Here is a 17,550-nt window from a genome sequence, read left to right as displayed (position 1 = left end):
CGGAGCAACCATGGTTAGTAGCATCCCCCAATCAGCCCCCAAAGCACCGAAAGAGGGAATTAAGCAGCCCAGTCAAGAAACTATTCTCACCCCTCGGTTTTACACCACAGACTTTGACACCGCTGCCAGCTTGGATCTTTCCGCCCAAGAAAACGAGTTACAAGCCATGGTGGCAGAAATGCGGGCAGACTATAACCGTAACCACTTTGTGCGAGATGAAGAATTTGCCAAATCTTGGGAACATATTGAAGGTAAAGCCCGCCGTGGTTTTATTGAATATTTAGAACGCTCTTGTATCTCTGAATTTTCTGGATTTCTGCTGTTTAAAGAACTATCTCGCCAACTCAAAAAACGCAATCCATTATTATCAGAACTATTTCACCTCATGGCCAGAGATGAAGCCCGCCATGCTGGATTTCTGAATAAAGCCATGGGTGATTTTAAACTATCCCTAGATTTAGCTGATATTACCAAAACCCGTACTTATACATTTTTCCCCATTGAATGGGTAATTTACACCGTTTATTTATCAGAAAAGATTGGCTATTGGCGCTACATTTTGATTTATCACCATTTACAAAAACACCCAGAAAATCAGTTTTATCCAATTTTCCGCTACTTTGAAAGTTGGTGTCAGGATGAAAACCGCCATGGTGATATCTTCAAAGCTTTACTACGTTCCCAACCAAAAATGTGGAACAACTGGAAAGCAAGACTTTGGAGCAGATTTTTCCTCCTCTCAGTCTTTGCTACCCACACCTTGACAGTGCATGAACGGGCAAGTTTTTATCATTCATTGGGAATTGACCCCACAGACTTTGACAGTCAAGTAGTTATCAATACCAATGACACCGCAGGTAGAGCATTTCCAGTTATGCTCAATACCCAACATCCCCAATTTTTCCCTCTTCTGCATAGCTGCTCAAATTACAACTTAAAAATATCCGCTATTGAGCGCAGTTCTCAACCTAAGTTCTTGAAACTGATGCGTAAAATTCCCTTGATCACTGCCATAGTTGTCAATTTGCTGCGGATATTCTTCATCAAACCAGTTAATACAGAAGCCTTGAAAGGCACAGTTCGTTAATCATCAACATCTCTTAAAAACCCCTAAACTGTGCGCTTTTCTCTGCCCTCTATCAAAAAATATCTTGATACCGCAAGTTTAGTGAATCAATCACCATAAAACCTGTTCAAAAAATCCATTTAGGGTGTAGACAATACACCCTAAAAATTTTGCATAATTGAAATTTTGTTCGCCATCAAAAAGGCAAAAATTGCAGTAAAACAGAACCAATACTACCCACAAAATCAAAAAAGCTGGGACTACCAGTGCTGACCTTTTCAGTATAAGGAGTTTGTAGTTCCTTCACAAAAGCTTGGGCTGTATTCAAACCATCGGGATTATTTTGAGATGCAAACAATTTTTCTGCTTCTTGAGCATCTGCTAAAGCCTTTTGTCTATCTAACTTTTGGTATCTGGCCACACCACGGGACAAATAGGCACCAGCATAGTCAGGCTTGAGAGCGATCGCTTGACTAAAATAATCAATAGCTGCTTGTAAGTTGCCTTTTTCTGCCTCCGCTACACCCCAAGCATAAAAATCCTCTGGTTTAGCAATTTGCGAAGGTATGCCCAAAGCACCTTGAAAGTTCACACCATTGAGACTGGCACCTTGCAACTCTGCATTCATTAAATAAGTATTTCTTAAATCCGCACCAGTCAAATTCGCACCACTCAGTTTTGCTTCACTTAAGTTCACCCCAAACAAACTAGCACCACTCAAGTTAGCACCACGCAAATCCGCACCAGTCAAATTCGCACGACTGAGATTGGCACCACTTAAATTGGCACCGCTTAAATTGGCACCAGATAAATCAGCCATGACCAAACCAGCATTGCTGAGGTCACAATTTTCACATTGTTTTGTGGCTAATAACTGTCTTATGTGTTCATAATTAGCTGCTTGTACCGCACTAGGTAAAGAGATTAAGAATAGAAAAGCCGCTGTAGGGATAATTTTGTTGTTCATAACTACCAAGAAACTCAGAGTAAGCAAACCCGTTGGTATTACGTTAAGATAATATGCTCAATTGTCACAAATTGCCCTCCGTATTCCTCTCCCTGTCTTCCTCCACAAAAATAGGGGTCTAGCACTATGCTCAACCCCATCACTCAATGTCTTGAAAACTATATTTTGCCATCAACAGGTTAGTACCATCCAATTCACTCAATCAAACCTGTTACCTGTTAATACCTTAATAATACTTTTGCCGCTGACGGAAATTAGCTACAGACTCCACTATCCCTAAACCAATAAAATTAGTTAGCATCGCTGAACGACCATAACTCATCCAAGGTAAAGGAATTCCCGCGACAGGTGCTAAACCAACTGTCATCCCCACATTCACAATCAGTTGAAACACAATCATCGATAACATACCAATAGCCAACAGAGAACCAAAGTTATCCTTGGCAGTTTGAGCAACATGGAGGAGACGCAGACAAATCCAGCAGAAAACAAATAGAACCACTAAACAACCAATAAAACCAAATTCTTCACCCACTGCCGAAAAGATAAAATCCGTATGCTGTTCAGGGACGAAATTCAGTTGAGTCATTGGCCCCTTAAATAAGCCCCAACCCCAAATTTCCCCAGCACCAATAGCAATACGAGATTGAATAAGGTGATAACCAGCCCCTAGAGGGTCATGGTCTGGGTTCATAAATACACTCAAACGGTCTTTTTGGTATTCCTTCAACACATGGTTCCACAGAAAAATTCCTAATTCCCCACCCAAGAGATTGAGAAACAAGGAACCAATGGCACTGATACCATATTTTCGCCAGGGTAGAGTTAACCAACCCAGAACCCCCATCGTCAAGGCCCACAATAATCCCAATGGTGTCAAAAATATATCTTTGAACAAAACTATCGGTGTGGATAGTGGCCAAGCAAAACTAAATAAAATTGCCGCTAGTATGGGTGACACTAAAAGTATGAGCCAACCAGGATTAGCATTAGCCCAATAGAGCATTCCTAAAACGATCGCTCCAAATACTAGGGAAGTAGCCAAATCTGGCTGTAAAAATACTAATCCCCACGGTATAGCTGTAATCGCTAGGGCACGGAACACATTTTCGATTTTGGCAGCTGTGGTTTTATGTAACACTGCCGCGATGGTGATAATGATGCCAACTTTGGCAAATTCCGAGGGTTGGACATTAAAGCCGGCCACACTAATCCATCTTTGGGCACCCTTAGCACTAGTACCAGCCACCATCACAGCAATCAAACTCACAGTGGTCATCCCATAGGTGAACCAGTGCCACTGTAAAAGATTTTCATAACGGAAACGAGCCAAAAACAAGGCAATAACTGCCCCAATGCCTGCAATTAACCAATGCCACCACCAATCTGTCACCGGCTGTTTGAGTTCTGTACTCAAAATCATTAAGCCACCAAAGATGCTGACGGCCACAGGTAGGCAAAATAGTAACAAATCAATATTTTGCCAGGGCTTCACCCAATATTGCCAGCGAAATTTCGGGAGCGAACGTTTTAATAACATTGTGCGAAAGAGACTTGAGCTTTGCGATATCCAGTGCTGTATCCCAGGTTCAGACCCAGGAAACAGACAATCATTAATATTTCTTATGGTTTGTGCTTAGGTCAAAGCCGCCACAGATACTTTTCCTGCCAGAGAAAGAGCGATCGCTTTGAGGGCTTTGGCAGAAGCTGAATCTGGCTCTGCTACGACTATAGGTACACCACTATCACCACCAACACGTGTAGAAATCTCCAGTGGTACACATCCTAACAATGGCACGCCCAATTCTGCTGCTGTTTTTGAACCACCACCAGAACCAAAAATGTCATATTGCTTATCTGGTTGGTCAGGAGGAATAAAATAGCTCATATTTTCCACAATTCCCAGCACTGGGACATTCATCTGCTGGAACATCCGCAAACCCTTGCGAGAGTCCAACAGTGCCACAGTTTGTGGTGTAGTGACAATTACTGCCCCGGCCATGGGCACAGCTTGAGTTAAAGTTAATTGAGCATCCCCAGTTCCTGGGGGCATATCCACAATCAAGTAGTCCAATTCGCCCCATTCAACTTGATAGAGAAATTGGCGAATTACCCCATTCAACATTGGCCCCCGCCAAATCACAGGCTGGTCTCTGTCAATTAAAAATCCCATGGAAACCAGCTTCACACCATGATTAAAAGCAGGTTCGAGAATGTCACCTTTCTCTGTGCTGCGAACAGCAATTTCCACATCTGATAAACCCAACATTGTCGGGTCATTGGGCCCATAAATATCCGCATCTAATAAACCAACTTTGGCCCCTGTTTGTGCTAGAGCAACAGCCACATTCACTGCTACAGTGCTTTTACCAACACCACCTTTGCCACTAGACACCGCGATAATATTTTTCACCCCTGTCACACCAGTGCGGTCTGGTAAATCTTTTTGTTGGGGTGTTTCTGCTGTGACTTCCACGCTGACATCAGTTACGCCAGGCAGCTTTTTCACAGCTTTTTGACAGTCTTCAACAATAAATTCTCTTAAAGGACAGGCGGGAGTAGTCAACACCAAAGTAAAGCTAACCTTACCACCGTCAATTTTGACATTGCGAATCATATTCAGTTCTACCAGACTTTTACGCAGTTCTGGGTCTTGAACTGGTCGCAATACTTCTAGGACTGACTGGGAATCTAGGACATCATACATAGCGTGTTTACCGTTACCGCCTTTAAAAAATTTAAAAAATTTTAATTCACACCTACTTGAATCTTAACTTTCTTGGGGACGTAGAGATAGAGATGCACAAGCAGGGGGCGGCAGGGAGGATATATACTTTCACCTGTCACCTGTTTCCTGTCATCTAGCTTCTCCCCTAAAAATCAAAACAACTATCGTTGAGGGATTTTTTCTTGCCTGGAGATAGGGCTGCCTTTTCTGTTGCTTCCACTAGGGAACGTGCGACTTTATCTACATAGGGACGAGATAAAGACCAAATCAAAGGTGATAACCAGCCACGTAAGGTCACAGAATAGGAAAGGTAAGTTCCGCAAACTGTGGACTCAACTTGATAAATCACTCTCTCCTCTATGCCGGGAATTGCTAAGACGCGGATACTTAGCATTTGTTTAGGATTGACTCGCTCGACAAAAATGCGAATGGGAATAGGCCAAAAGCGTGTCATTGCCTGAAAAATCAATCCTGGTTTCGGTACTAGCCCATAGGGGACATTGGTACTTTTAAGCATGGGATGCCAAGAAACATCTGTTAGGTCAACGACTTTTTGCCATAATTCATCGACAGAAGCAGAACTAATTTCTCGATAGGTTCGCACTAGAGAGGCACAAAACCGGCGTTTCTGACGCTGAATAAATTTAGATAAGCAACCTTGCACTTTCGTGATCCTGCATTATCAAGCTGATGAATACCGGAAATTTCCGGTTACAAAAGTTAATTTGCGATTAATTCAATTTGTCTGCTGGGGAAAATGGGGAAATACTTCCTTGAATGGGAAGTATTGACAATAAATAACGGTTTGTAAACTAATAGCTATTGTGACTCCCCATCTTCTAGACTAAGTAACTGAATTCTGGTACGACTACCAGAATATTTTGAGCCAGAATTTCAAAAAAAACTTGGTTAATATACAAGCCTATACGCATTTGAGGGACAATAGCTCTAGTCATGCCCATCGATGTGTAAATGCTCGACCAGTAAAAGAAAAGCAATTTTGGCAAATTGAGCAAGATTTTTGGCTCTGATTGCCGAAAAATTTAGTAACTCAAAAATTTGTCGCTTTTGGGCAATTGTAACTTTAGGTTCGGGAATCTATGTTGATCAACGCGCAAACCCCCACTCTCACAACAGAATCCTCTAAGTCTCTGCCAGCACCAGATGCTCAGGCTAGGGTGAGCCAATTTATGAAAAAGCTGCAAGAGGAAATCACTCAAGCTTTAGAGACTTTAGATGGTGTTGGTAAGTTTCAAGAAGATAGTTGGGAACGTCCAGAAGGTGGTGGTGGGCGATCGCGTATTTTGCGAGAAGGGGCTATTTTTGAACAAGCAGGTGTAAACTTTTCTGAAGTTTGGGGTTCTCATCTCCCTCCTTCCATTCTCGCTCAACGTCCAGAAGCCGCAGGTCATGGTTTTTATGCCACTGGTACTTCTTTGGTATTACATCCCCGCAATCCCTATGTGCCCACTGTCCACCTCAATTATCGCTATTTTGAAGCCGGCCCAGTGTGGTGGTTTGGTGGCGGAGCCGATTTAACACCTTACTATCCCTTTGCTGAGGATGCTGCCCATTTTCACAGCACTCTCAAGCAAGCTTGTGACCAACATTATCCTGAATATTACCCAGTATTTAAGCGTTGGTGTGATGAATACTTCTATTTGAAGCATCGCGGTGAAACTAGAGGCATTGGTGGCTTGTTCTTTGACTACCAAGATGGTCAAGGTACTTTGTACCGTGGACCCGATCCTCAAGGTCCTGCTGCGGTTTACAGTAACCAACTCAAACCCATACCACAGCGGAGTTGGGAAGATTTATTTGCCTTTATTCAAGATAGTGGCAAGGCCTTCTTACCAGCTTATACACCGATTGTCGAACGGCGACATGGTATGGAGTATGGCGATCGCGAAAGAAATTTCCAACTTTATCGTCGCGGCAGATATGTGGAATTTAACTTGGTTTATGACCGGGGTACAATTTTTGGTCTGCAAACCAATGGCCGGACAGAATCCATTCTTATGTCCCTTCCTCCCCTAGTACGTTGGGAATATGGCTATCAACCAGAACCCAATTCCCCAGAAGCAGAATTATATGACACCTTCCTCAAGCCTCAAGATTGGATTAACTGGAAACATGCCTAATTCTGAGTTGTGAGTATTGACGCTAACAGGTGTGCCGAGTTCATCAATTTGGAATTGAAATTAGGCGATTTTGTATTGATGACTCTGCACATCAGTCAATAATTCCCAGTTATTGCCTACTCCTTTACTTCATTGGCTAATTCAGTATGCGCTGAGTGAGTTAAACTACTACATGTATCCACTTTGCCAACATAGTGGTACTTATCATAGCGACTTTGTAAATTTACAAATCTGTGCTATACCATTTTTGAACAAGTGAGCCAAGTAACTTGTACTCTGGTAAAAATGACTAAATTCAATCTCACTACCAGTTGACATTAGAGCAGTTGATTCTGACTCACCGCTGACATTCAATATCAACCAGTAGTTTATCTTCAGGGTAATCTTCAAGGGAGGTACTGTGATTAATATAGACCAAAAAACCCATACCACCGAAGACGGCACGACTGTGATTGTTTTAACACCTTCGGGTCGTCTAGATATCACTACTGCATGGCAATTTCGCCTGAAATTACAGGAATGTATTTCTAAACTCAGTCGTCATGTAGTTGTCAATTTAGCTCAAGTTAACTTTATTGATAGTTCTGGTTTAACTTCTTTGGTAGCCGGAATGCGTGATGCTGATAGAGTCAAAGGTAGTTTCCGTATTTGTAATGTTCACCCAGAAGCCAAGTTGGTTTTTGAAGTGACAATGATGGATACGGTATTTGAAATTTTTGAAACTGAAGCAGAAGCTTTAAACATTCAATCCAGTACCACCACTAGTTAATCAAAATTTTGGCTGAGAAATTAAGCCTAAATTATAGACAAATACTCAATATTCTAGCCTTTTGGTGTAGCGATAAGGGCCGGTCACTGCTCCCCAAGTGGCTTTTCCGGTCTCTGAATCAATTCCTTTGTCGTAGCTAAGGAATTGGTTTGCTGTCACCTCAAATCCTAAAGACACCTGTATAGTATTACCAAGATAAGTAAAGCGGCAAAGGCTACCTGTGGGTTGGGACGCAACGAATTTATATTCTTTTGGGGTAACTGTGCTTTGAGTCACTGAAAGTATACAGCCTGGTAGCAAATCTAAAGCATCAGGGGATAAATGATGAAGTAAAGCAGGGTTGCTTCCTGCACCTCTGAGAGCATCTGGATTTTTCGGCATGTAATACTGGACTTGCAGAGAATTGTCACCATGAGGTGAGACCCTTAACCGCATAATCCTCTGTCGGTAAGGCTGGTCAAGTTTGACAATGTTGGCTTGCTCTGCAAACAGAGTAATACTATCTTCCAGAAATAGAGGGACTATTCTTTGCCACAAACGTAAATGGACGTACCAAATTGGTTCGGCTATGGCCTGTTCTCGATTGTCGAATTCCCCAGCCAGATAGTGACCTAAAGTGATTAGCTGTGGTGACAAACTCATAAATGTAGTAAATTCTCGAACAGCCTTTATTATGACACGTAATTTTTCCAGAAATTTTTTGAACCAACGCCGATGAATCTATAACTTGGCAAAGTAGCATTTAAACTAGAGAATAAGAATACGTCGCCCTTAAGATTTTCCTTGTGAATAACGTCCGTACTGTTTCTGATACAAAGCGAACTTTCTACAGCCTTCATACCCGTCCAATCAATACGATTTACCGTCGGGTGGTAGAAGAGTTGATGGTGGAAATGCATCTGCTGTCAGTCAATGCTGATTTTAGCTACAATTCCATTTATGCCTTGGGCGTTGTCACTACTTTTGATCGCTTCATGCAAGGCTATCAACCAGAACAGGATCAAGAATCAATTTTTAATGCACTTTGTCAAGCAGTGGAAGCAGACCCACACCGCTATCGACAGGATGCTTTAAGGTTGCAAGGTGTGGCTCAAAGTTTACCAGGGAAAGATTTAATTGCTTGGTTGAGTCAAGCTACACCGTTAGATCGAGATGGTGATTTGCAAGCGCAACTGCAAACGATCGCTCAAAATGGCAATTTTAAATATAGTCGCCTCTTGGCGATAGGATTATTCTCTTTATTAGAATCTGCTGATTCTGAATTTGTCAAGGATGACAAACAACGAACAGAAGCACTCAAAGCGATCGCTAATGGTTTACATCTGCCTGAGGAAAAAATCATCAAGGATTTAGATTTATATCGCTCAAATCTGGACAAAATGGCTCAAGCTCTCATTGTCATGGCAGACATGCTAGTTGCTGATCGCAAAAAACGAGAGCAGCGTCAACAACAATCCAGTGCTGCCGTTGCTCCTCCCTCTACTCAGGAATAATTCATCACCAATTTTAGATTTGAGATTTGTATCCACCACAAATAGTGAAGCATAAACCAACAATTTCCACATCTAAAATTGGCTTTCAAGAGTCAAAAACTAGAGTTTTACTAACTTGATGTTGATGACTCTTGAGCACATCTCATGACTTTATAGCAGGTGACAGGTGACAGGTGACAGTGCTAAAAGCCTTTCAGTGTTCAGGTTTTAGTTGTGGTTCATGTCATAACCATCTTGTCTACGGCTATAAGTTATGATTTAGGTTGCTTTAAACACCCAAAAGTTTGTAAATGAGATTGTTAATTACTGTGAGTGCGAACGCACCTAAAATAGCACTCCAAAGACCATAACGTAAGCGAAATCCTTCTACTAACCAAGCCGCAAGGCTGAAGCAAACCACAGCAATCAAGAATGTAAAGATACCAGATAATAAGTCAAAGGTGACTAAATTTGGTACGGCAAACACTAACTTGAGAATTGGCTTCACTACTGTGGTAATAATACCCAAAACTGCTGCGGAAATAATGACTTTACCAGGAGTATCTATTTCTACTCCTAGTGGTAATTTACTAATCAGCCACAAGCTAATAGCAGTGACTAACCAAACAATTAATAATGTTGTCAGATTCATTGCCACAACCCCTGAAACGTGAATGGCGATTAGAGAGATAATTTGATGATAGTGAGGAAATTTTTGACTTTTGCACCTATTATCAATAACCTACCACTAGTTTTTTGGGTGCAGAAAATTTATTTCATATATCTTTATTTTTAAGATTTGTTGTCAAATTGAAATGATAGAAATTATAGCAATGACTAAATAAAATAATAAATAAACAAATTCTAAAATACTGAAAAATTCCCCCTGCTTCACCTATGAAAGAGAAAGAAGGGGGAGTATAGATGTTGATTTTGAAAAATACAATTCACCTTTGGGGATTGGAATTGGTACCTTGGGGATTTACAGGTGGTTGCGGAACACCAGAGTTAGGAACTGTCAAAGAACTACCAGGTGGTGGGGGTACTTGAGGAATACCAGAATTAGGAATTACTGGAACAGTTCCACTGGGACTAACTCCACTGCCAGATGGAGGAAAATTATTCAAATCACCAGGAATTCCTGGATTAACGTTACCTTGGGGATTGGTACCAGGAATGGTATTAGGAATAGGAACTACCGGATTATTAGGGAAGTTGGGTATGCCAGTTAATGGTTGACCAGCCCCTGGGATAATTCCTAAAGAAACCCGATTTCCTCCTACTTTCCGCAGCAAATCTAAGGTAGTAATTACATCATTATAAGTAGCTGTACGTGAAGCATTCAGAACCAAAACACCATTAGGATTTGCTTGTACATACTGTCTTAACCTGACTTCTAATTCTTCTGGTCTAACAGGTTCTTTTTCGATGTAAGTTTGACCTATGGCATCAATGGTAACTGGTAAAATGTTATTTTTACTTTCCGCACTAGCAGCAGAAGTTGTACCTGTACTCGCTTTAGGTAAGTCAACATTGATGGCTTGTTGACGAGTAAATTGGAGTGCTGCAAGTAAGAAAAATGTGAGAATACAAAAGACAACATCAATTAAAGGAATGATTTGAATTTGTACTTCTTCAACTGGGGTATGTAGGTTAACTTTCATCTTCTGGTTGTGTAGCAGAATTAGTAGTTACATTAGTCAAAGTATCTTCTGGGGGGAGTGTGGCTACGTTATCTTCTAAAGATGTTTCGTTATGATCCAAGTATTTGTTTTTATTCCGCTTCCGAGGACGAGTGAAACTTTCCTTTGCTGCTTCTTGTTCTAAAATTGAGGAGATTTTGCTCATGTCTGGAGGAGACTGACGATAGAGCAATTCCATATCATTTCCTGCTTTGTTAAAAACTTTAACTTGGTTGACAACAAAGCCTTGAAATAACCGATAGAATGCCAAACTGACAATTGCAACTATTAACCCTGCGGCGGTACTAATTAAAGCTTCCCCAATACCTGTTGTTACCCCAGCCGCAGCCTCTGTGCCTAAATCAGCCAGTCGAATTGAACGCAAAGATTGAATCAGACCTAAAACAGTACCTAATAACCCTAACAGAGGCGACAGGGCAATGACAGCCTCTAGTAGTTTTTCTCCCCTTCGCATTCCTGCTAGTTCTTCAGCCGCAGTAGACTCTAAAGCTAGTCGAAATGTTTCGGCATCGCTTTTCTGTAAGCGTAAAGGTGCATAGAGAAAGCGTCCAATGGGTTGATCTACTGCTTGTTGGGCAATTGTCGCAGCGATTTCCCAATTTTCACCAGCAGCATCAATTACACGATCTACTATTTCTTTTTCTTGCGTCAAGATTCGTAACCAGAACCATAAACGCTCAAAAATTACACTTAGGGACAAAATTGACAAGGTGAGTAAGGGCCACATTGCTGGCCCGCCTTTCTGGAAAAGTTCTAAAATATCCACTGTGTTAGTTTCCTCCCTCCATTACTAAAGCAACTATGCCAAGGCATTTTGATTTTAATTGCCATTTTCGGCATTTGGGTGAGCTACAGTGAGTCAGTTTTATCTGACAAGTAGCATCTTCAATACACACTATGGCGGTTTATCCCACCGGAAGTTTAAAGCATAATTTGTCAAAATAAAAGGTAACTTGAGGCTACAAACATGAAATTTTCCGTTCAATCTCTGTACTCTTGGTATCGTAATTTGCTACGAAACCCTAAATATCGTTGGTGGGTAATTATCGGTACATTAGTTTATCTTGTCAGCCCATTTGATATTGCTCCAGATTTTATCCCGATTGTTGGTGAACTGGACGATGTTTTACTTTTGACTCTGCTGGTGTCGGAAGTGTCTGGATTAGTGGTGGAAAGCTGGAAAAATCGCCAGAGTGATGCTAATCAGAGTAGTAGTGAGCAAAATCAAGATAATACGACTAGCACAAACACCATTGATGTTGATGCTGTTTCTATTAAGTAGTTTGATTAAATCATCTAATTTTGTCATACCCTGGCGGTGGTGTTTGTTGGAAACATGATGGCCAGGGTGTTAAATTTATTTGACAAATTCTGTGAGGAATCGGAAGGCTTTTAAGATGTAGCCAGCGGAATCAAGGGGTGAGGTGTTGTAAAAATACCGCCATGCGGAGGCTTTATCTTCATCGTAGCGATCGCCCCGATCGGGATGATTCTCTAACCATGCTAACCGCACTGCGTGACCTATTAATACATCTAAAACGATATATTCTTCAATTTGCAGGTTGGGGTTGTTTGCAGCGATCGCACTCAGTTCCATTAATGCTTCAATATTGACTTGACGATATTCTGGTGCTTCGATTTTATTCAGCAGGTGTTCGATTCGCAGGGCAAAATTCCGTTCTCCTGCTGTCATTTCGGAAATCATCAAATCCCCTTCTAGACGGTTGCGTCGTTCTAATTTATCGCCAATCACAATGCCTTTACAATGGTGCATTAACAACCACACTTGTTTAAAGAAGTCCTGGGGGACTCGATTTAATGCACCTTCAGCTTGACGAAATCTCCGCCATCCTCCCGATGGAACTTCCATTTCTGTGGCAATGATGGGTAGGACGACCCAGGCAATATCACTTTCTTTTTGCTTGACGTGTAATGATTCCTGCTGACGTAACAGGTTACTCATGCGACTGTAGCCTGTTAAAACTTTCTGTAAGCGGGTTTTCACTTCGTAGGGTGACAACTGCATTAAATGGTCGTAAGCTTCGTCTTGGGTGGCGTGTAATTCCTGGGCTAATTCGCTGGTAATTAGCAGGATGAGATAACCGACCCGCAGTGTCAGCAGTCCTTGGAATAATTCTGGTTCTGATTTGATTAAGACACCGAGATAAATTAAAATTTCTTGGGTCAGGACGCGATCGCGAATGTCTTCACGACAAAAATTATTGATTTTGTCAGCGATTTCTGTGTGAGACATGGGAACAACTATCAGGGAGTATTCACTGTAAGCCCTGCCCACAGCAATTTGCTTACCCCGAATTAACAAACTGGTGACTGCATCCGATAAACCAATATCCACCATTTGCAACAAAGCCGCAGCCCGACGGACTACAGCCCACAAGCCTAAATACCCTGCTTTGGTGTAAATTTCATCCAGTAAATCACCAACGGTAACTGGATAATTAGGCCCACCATATCCGGTATCAAATTCTAATCCTTGTAATCTTTTTAGAGTTTGTAATAATTCTGTTTGCTCATAAATATTTTCTGATTCTCGTAAGTGATTTAGCAATAAACTTAAGTTAGTTTCACACTCCATTTGGAACTCTTGAGTGTGTCCTAATCGCCAATTTTTTTCTGGATAGGAAGTGAGATAGTAGCAACGTAGTCCTGCATTTTTAATTAGAGCAGGCGATAATTCTTCTTCAGGAATAAAATCTATTCTTTGAATAGCGGCGGTGAGCATTAACTGATTTAATCTTCCTAACTTCACTCTCACTCCACCACACACGCCGTTTTTCAACTCCTGCATTAATTCTAATAATGCTTCTGCACCAGTTTCCAACATAGTGCGGGTAATCATTAAGGTCAAAGTTGGACGACCTAAATCACTCCAAGACTTCTGAATATAAGCCAGTTCGCCTCTAATTTGGTCAACTAAAAAATGATAATCTAATGTTAAATAAAACTGCTGTGAATCTAAAAAAGCAGGTAAGAAAACAAGTGTTTGATTGCGAATTTGAAAGATTCTAGAAATAGTCAGAGTTCTTAATCTTCGCACTGGACGACCAGTTAAACCCAATTTATCATTGCGGCCAATTTGGGTATAAATTTGTGCCAGTTCCCCAGCTTGTCTAATTTGAATTGGTTCAACTTGATTGGGTGTTTGAGTCTCAATCCCGTAAACTTCTAACTGCGCCTGTAAATCTTCATCTTCTGCTAATAAAGCAATTTGCACAGAAACATCACGCTGTTTACCCACACTCAAATGTCTACCTAAAGGGTCAATATCACCTATAGCTATTAAACCTTCATCTAACATTTGTCCCACAAAATATAAACTTTGGGCCCAAACTAAGGGGATATTTTCATTTGGTAATCTAGTTTGGGAATGGGGTTGGGATTTTTCTGCTTCAATGTTTTCTTCTGGCACGTAATACAGTTCTGGTAATAACCACAATCCATCCCGTTCTACTAGTAATGATTTTAAATGTTCTTGATAATATTTAACTTTTTCTTGATTGCCACTAAATATACTATCAATCATTAAATATGTAAAAAATAGCGGCCATTCACATTCAATATTTTCAAATTGTTTGAGTTCCCAAGGTTCATAATGTAAACGATGGGTGTCTTCTAACACAGTTTGGTGTCCATCGCGCAAAAATCGCTTGCAGCCGTAGTTACCAGCGAGTTTAGTGATAATCTCTTTTAAGGTGCGATCGCGTAACTGAGCATTTTCGACCGCAAATGCAGGATAACTAATCACACTCAATACTGCTGCATCAACTTCCTTTGACCCCGACTCCCTTGGTAACAGGGACTCCAATGTACTTCTGGCCCTAGCAATTTCGTCTGGCAGAACATGAATTACTGAAGCTTGACCTCCATGAACACCAAACAAATTTAGTCCGTTCATAGCTTCTAACGCAGCTTTTGCCATTCCCACCGAACTAGCATTTAATTCTGCATTACCATGATTAATTTTATTTCCCCTCTCCCAAATGCCAAAATCAGGGGTACGGTAGGCACGGCCAATGTAATACACTAAGTTTTGGACAAAATTCACCTCATCTAGGGTGAAAATAATCTTTAATCCCCCTGCCGTCATCTGTGCCAACATCAATAAATAGATAGATGTAGCATCAAGTTGTAAATGCCCCCATTCATCATCACCCACCACAACATCACCAGTGGCGGTATTATATTTGGCGTGCAGTCCATCTAGCAAAGATTGGGTGTATTTAAACTTCTCTACTTTATGGGATTGTCGCATCATAGCAAATAACAATCCCCGCATTAATTTCACTACACTTTGCTCTAGTTCGTAGGTACGTCCCTCATCATGATCAACTTTGCGATAGGCTAGAGCTAAACCCCACACCGCTAAAATACTGTAAACATTGTCTCGCACCCAGGCATCTGTATAGTCACCGTGGGCTGTAATTGCTGTACTCGCCGGTAACAAGCCTGTAATTGGATTTTGACGTGCCAAAATAATCGTCTTGATTTGCTGGTAGTAAAAATCCAGGCGAGTTGACAATGCGTAAGATGTTTTCATGAGTTAATAGGAAAAGATTTACGAAATTTTACCCTTGCAATGTGAAGTAAATTATGTAACTGACAAAAAAAAATCTGTCAAGGGCAAAGACACCACACTCAAATTAAATGTTTCTACTGGTGAGTCTTTTCGGTGATTGAGTATATTAGCGGAGAATCATTATGCAAATAACTAAGATAGCATTTTTTACCCAATCTTTACAATATTTGGGTCAAACTTATAGTCTATTTCTAAAATCTTTGTTAAAATTGGATCAAACAAAAAAAGACAATACTAATAGCAACAACCCCAAATCAACTTTGAGTTAAATGTTGCACAAAAGACTAAACACATCCCTAAAATGAAAGGGAGGTAAAGTTATGTTACGCTACAACGAAAACCATGCTCCATTGGTAAAAGTAGTTTATTCCCAAGTTAAAGTTAACGGTAAAACCGAGTTAGTACCACTAGAACTTTACGCAGATGGTTCACTCAAACGTTCTTATGGTTGATTCATAAGAACTGTAAGTTGGATTTTTGATTATGTATGAAATCTTTGATTAGAGTATTTTTGAGGTAAATACTGACCCTATGCCTAAATATTATAACAAATAGCTGGACAAGTGGGAAGTATTTGTAAACAATTTGCTAGTTTTTTGGTAAGCAGGATGATTGATATTTGACTAAGCGATCGCTCCTGTGCAGATATTACCAGCATTGTTCTAGCAAAAGACTGAATATATTAGTCAGAGGCAATAATTTTTTCTATGATGACTTTGCCACTTTTCGGTTTAATAGTGAAAACCCGATTTTTGGTATCCAATTTATAGACAGTACCATTGGCAGAACGGGCAGTATACACCTCATTTTGATTATTAATAATATCCACAGTCAAAACTTTTTGCTGACGACGCACACGCATCGCTAAAACTGTTGCATCAGCATCTTCTTGACCACAAAGATTCAAGTCATGCTGTGTTGTGACATAGGTAGCAAACCGAGTCATCCCCACAGGACAAATAAAAAATTTTGGTTTAGAACCATCAGGATAAGGTTGAGCTTGTACAGCAGGAATGAACAAAATCATACAACTCAGATTGACTAATCCTGTCAAAATTGATTGGTAATAGCCATATTTTTGACTCAACATCTATTAAACTCCCCATATTGCATTCTACTGTAAGCCATACTTCTGTTAGCGAAGCTCCTCGCTTTGCAAGGTACTCCTGTTAGCGAAGCCATACTGCTGCAACTTCTGAACTTCTGAACTTCTGAACTCCTGTTCGCGCAGCGTGGCGTTAGCCATACTTCTGTAACTCCTAACTTCGGAAATTTTCTCCTAGGAAATTGATGCTAAAAACGATATCATGTAAAGCATCACTTCAGACATCACAGCATCCACACGGTATGAAAGCAGAAACCGTCCGCACGACGTTAACTATCCCCAGGGAACTGCTAGAAGCTACAGACAAAGCAGTGCTGGAAGGAAAAGCCAAAAGTCGAAATGATTTTGTTGTTCAGGCTTTGCGACGGGAACTAGCAGCGCAAAAAAGAGAAGAAATAGATGCTGCTTTAGCAGAAATGGCTAGTGATCCCGATTATCAGGCAGAAGTATTAAAACTAGAGGTGGAATTTGCTACGGCCCAGTGGGAGGCGTTGCAGTTAGGGGAAACGCCAAAATGAGAAGGGGTGAAGTGTATGATGCGCGGCTAGAAACGACTGAAGGCTCGGAACAAGGAGGAACTCGCCCGGTAATTATCGTCAGTCGGGATGCAATTAATTTGTCTAGCCCAGTAGTTTTGGCAGTACCTTGCACTACTTATCAAACGGGGAAGCGAGTTTACCCTACCCAAGTCTTAATTTTAGCACCAGATGGCGGACTCAAAAAAGACTCTATCGCAATGGCAGATCAGGTGCGGGTATTATCAAAGACCCGCTTTTTGCGTTTAAGAGGGATTGTTTCTCAAGCTGTGATGGATCATTTAGCGCAAGCTTTGTTAATTGCCTTAGATTTACCGGATTTAACAGGAATGTAGCCATAGCAATTATTACTTGCATCGAGTAATTAATAGCCATAGTTATTGACTTTTATTCCCAAAACCCTTAGATTCATTGGTTGAGCTAGTTGCAATTAATTTGCAAATTTATTGAGAATTGTCTGCACGGA

General features: G+C 40.9%; 18 protein-coding genes. 8 read left to right on the top strand and 10 right to left on the bottom strand.

The window, feature by feature from the left end:
• Positions 1-10 precede the first annotated feature (10 nt).
• Positions 11-1,087 (top strand): magnesium-protoporphyrin IX monomethyl ester (oxidative) cyclase, encoded by a 1,077-nt coding sequence (gene acsF / locus H6G73_RS05510; RefSeq protein ID WP_190602047.1) that lies wholly within the window; start codon positions 11-13, stop codon positions 1,085-1,087.
• A gap of 175 nt (positions 1,088-1,262) precedes the next feature.
• Here the strand turns inward: acsF and H6G73_RS05505 are convergent, their stop codons facing one another.
• The 4 genes from H6G73_RS05505 to H6G73_RS05490 form a co-directional block, all read right to left on the bottom strand.
• Positions 1,263-2,033 (bottom strand): pentapeptide repeat-containing protein, encoded by a 771-nt coding sequence (locus H6G73_RS05505; RefSeq protein ID WP_190602045.1) that lies wholly within the window; start codon positions 2,031-2,033, stop codon positions 1,263-1,265.
• Between the two features lie 226 nt (positions 2,034-2,259).
• A complete protein-coding gene (rodA, locus tag H6G73_RS05500) occupies positions 2,260-3,573 on the bottom strand; it encodes a rod shape-determining protein RodA (RefSeq protein WP_190602044.1) in 1,314 nt (437 codons plus the stop codon).
• 96 nt (positions 3,574-3,669) lie between these two features.
• Positions 3,670-4,740: an Mrp/NBP35 family ATP-binding protein gene (locus H6G73_RS05495; RefSeq protein WP_190602043.1), complete on the bottom strand. Its 1,071-nt coding sequence runs from the start codon at positions 4,738-4,740 to the stop codon at positions 3,670-3,672.
• A 166-nt stretch (positions 4,741-4,906) separates the two neighbouring features.
• Positions 4,907-5,425, bottom strand: coding sequence for an SRPBCC family protein (locus H6G73_RS05490; RefSeq protein ID WP_190602042.1), 519 nt, complete (start codon positions 5,423-5,425; stop codon positions 4,907-4,909).
• Between the two features lie 436 nt (positions 5,426-5,861).
• Between H6G73_RS05490 and hemF the strand changes: the two genes are divergently transcribed.
• The gene (gene hemF / locus H6G73_RS05485) at positions 5,862-6,902 is read left to right on the top strand and encodes an oxygen-dependent coproporphyrinogen oxidase (RefSeq protein WP_190602041.1); all 1,041 of its coding nucleotides are present in this window, start codon (positions 5,862-5,864) and stop codon (positions 6,900-6,902) included.
• A 400-nt stretch (positions 6,903-7,302) separates the two neighbouring features.
• Positions 7,303-7,671 (top strand): STAS domain-containing protein, encoded by a 369-nt coding sequence (locus tag H6G73_RS05480; protein ID WP_190602040.1) that lies wholly within the window; start codon positions 7,303-7,305, stop codon positions 7,669-7,671.
• A gap of 45 nt (positions 7,672-7,716) precedes the next feature.
• On the opposite strand, the gene H6G73_RS05475 is transcribed toward H6G73_RS05480, so the two are convergent.
• Positions 7,717-8,313, bottom strand: coding sequence for a chromophore lyase CpcT/CpeT (locus tag H6G73_RS05475; protein WP_190602039.1), 597 nt, complete (start codon positions 8,311-8,313; stop codon positions 7,717-7,719).
• Between the two features lie 143 nt (positions 8,314-8,456).
• Between H6G73_RS05475 and psb29 the strand changes: the two genes are divergently transcribed.
• A complete protein-coding gene (gene psb29 / locus H6G73_RS05470; protein ID WP_190602038.1) occupies positions 8,457-9,164 on the top strand; it encodes a photosystem II biogenesis protein Psp29 in 708 nt (235 codons plus the stop codon).
• 268 nt (positions 9,165-9,432) lie between these two features.
• Here psb29 and H6G73_RS05465 read toward each other — a convergent pair whose 3' ends face one another.
• From H6G73_RS05465 to H6G73_RS05455, 3 genes are all read right to left on the bottom strand, one after another.
• Positions 9,433-9,795 carry a phage holin family protein gene (locus tag H6G73_RS05465; protein WP_190602037.1) on the bottom strand — a complete coding sequence of 121 codons (363 nt, stop codon included), beginning with the start codon at positions 9,793-9,795 and terminating at the stop codon, positions 9,433-9,435.
• Between the two features lie 295 nt (positions 9,796-10,090).
• Positions 10,091-10,807, bottom strand: coding sequence for an ExbD/TolR family protein (locus H6G73_RS05460; RefSeq protein WP_190602035.1), 717 nt, complete (start codon positions 10,805-10,807; stop codon positions 10,091-10,093).
• Positions 10,797-11,612, bottom strand: coding sequence for a MotA/TolQ/ExbB proton channel family protein (locus tag H6G73_RS05455; RefSeq protein ID WP_190602033.1), 816 nt, complete (start codon positions 11,610-11,612; stop codon positions 10,797-10,799). The genes H6G73_RS05460 and H6G73_RS05455 overlap by 11 nt, the downstream gene beginning before the upstream one ends.
• Positions 11,613-11,813: 201 nt before the next feature.
• Between H6G73_RS05455 and H6G73_RS05450 the strand changes: the two genes are divergently transcribed.
• Complete coding sequence (locus H6G73_RS05450) at positions 11,814-12,128, top strand: YkvA family protein (protein WP_190602031.1); 315 nt, start codon at positions 11,814-11,816, stop codon at positions 12,126-12,128.
• Between the two features lie 75 nt (positions 12,129-12,203).
• On the opposite strand, the gene H6G73_RS05445 is transcribed toward H6G73_RS05450, so the two are convergent.
• Positions 12,204-15,404, bottom strand: a complete 3,201-nt coding sequence (locus H6G73_RS05445) for a glycoside hydrolase family 15 protein (RefSeq protein ID WP_190602029.1) — start codon at positions 15,402-15,404, stop codon at positions 12,204-12,206.
• Between the two features lie 359 nt (positions 15,405-15,763).
• Between H6G73_RS05445 and H6G73_RS24730 the strand changes: the two genes are divergently transcribed.
• Entirely contained in the window at positions 15,764-15,895 is a 132-nt protein-coding gene (locus tag H6G73_RS24730) for a hypothetical protein (protein ID WP_256443781.1), read from the top strand.
• Positions 15,896-16,125: 230 nt separating this feature from the next.
• Here H6G73_RS24730 and H6G73_RS05440 read toward each other — a convergent pair whose 3' ends face one another.
• Positions 16,126-16,533 carry a hypothetical protein gene (locus tag H6G73_RS05440; protein WP_190602028.1) on the bottom strand — a complete coding sequence of 136 codons (408 nt, stop codon included), beginning with the start codon at positions 16,531-16,533 and terminating at the stop codon, positions 16,126-16,128.
• Between the two features lie 257 nt (positions 16,534-16,790).
• On the opposite strand from H6G73_RS05440, the gene H6G73_RS05435 reads away from it, so the two are divergent.
• Both H6G73_RS05435 and H6G73_RS05430 read left to right on the top strand, forming a co-directional pair.
• A complete protein-coding gene (locus H6G73_RS05435) occupies positions 16,791-17,066 on the top strand; it encodes a ribbon-helix-helix domain-containing protein (protein ID WP_190602026.1) in 276 nt (91 codons plus the stop codon).
• Positions 17,063-17,419, top strand: a complete 357-nt coding sequence (locus H6G73_RS05430; protein WP_190602024.1) for a type II toxin-antitoxin system PemK/MazF family toxin — start codon at positions 17,063-17,065, stop codon at positions 17,417-17,419. Before H6G73_RS05435 ends, H6G73_RS05430 begins: the two co-directional genes overlap by 4 nt.
• Positions 17,420-17,550: the final 131 nt, after the last annotated feature.

The organism is Richelia sinica FACHB-800 (assembly GCF_014698825.1).
Lineage (GTDB): Bacteria > Cyanobacteriota > Cyanobacteriia > Cyanobacteriales > Nostocaceae > FACHB-800.
This window is presented reverse-complemented; position numbering and strand designations above follow the sequence as displayed.

Bases quoted from the DNA above. Each gene is read 5' to 3' on its own strand.
- H6G73_RS05505 (WP_190602045.1), bottom strand. From the start codon at position 2,033: ATGAACAACAAAATTATCCCTACAGCGGCTTTTCTATTCTTAATCTCT.
- H6G73_RS05450 (WP_190602031.1), top strand. From the start codon at position 11,814: ATGAAATTTTCCGTTCAATCTCTGTACTCTTGGTATCGTAATTTGCTA.
- H6G73_RS05465 (WP_190602037.1), bottom strand. From the start codon at position 9,795: ATGAATCTGACAACATTATTAATTGTTTGGTTAGTCACTGCTATTAGC.
- H6G73_RS05460 (WP_190602035.1), bottom strand. From the start codon at position 10,807: ATGAAAGTTAACCTACATACCCCAGTTGAAGAAGTACAAATTCAAATC.
- H6G73_RS24730 (WP_256443781.1), top strand. From the start codon at position 15,764: ATGTTACGCTACAACGAAAACCATGCTCCATTGGTAAAAGTAGTTTAT.
- H6G73_RS05430 (WP_190602024.1), top strand. From the start codon at position 17,063: ATGAGAAGGGGTGAAGTGTATGATGCGCGGCTAGAAACGACTGAAGGC.
- H6G73_RS05475 (WP_190602039.1), bottom strand. From the start codon at position 8,313: ATGAGTTTGTCACCACAGCTAATCACTTTAGGTCACTATCTGGCTGGG.
- acsF (WP_190602047.1), top strand. From the start codon at position 11: ATGGTTAGTAGCATCCCCCAATCAGCCCCCAAAGCACCGAAAGAGGGA.
- H6G73_RS05445 (WP_190602029.1), bottom strand. From the start codon at position 15,404: ATGAAAACATCTTACGCATTGTCAACTCGCCTGGATTTTTACTACCAG.
- rodA (WP_190602044.1), bottom strand. From the start codon at position 3,573: ATGTTATTAAAACGTTCGCTCCCGAAATTTCGCTGGCAATATTGGGTG.
- H6G73_RS05440 (WP_190602028.1), bottom strand. From the start codon at position 16,533: ATGTTGAGTCAAAAATATGGCTATTACCAATCAATTTTGACAGGATTA.
- H6G73_RS05495 (WP_190602043.1), bottom strand. From the start codon at position 4,740: ATGTATGATGTCCTAGATTCCCAGTCAGTCCTAGAAGTATTGCGACCA.
- hemF (WP_190602041.1), top strand. From the start codon at position 5,862: ATGTTGATCAACGCGCAAACCCCCACTCTCACAACAGAATCCTCTAAG.
- H6G73_RS05435 (WP_190602026.1), top strand. From the start codon at position 16,791: ATGAAAGCAGAAACCGTCCGCACGACGTTAACTATCCCCAGGGAACTG.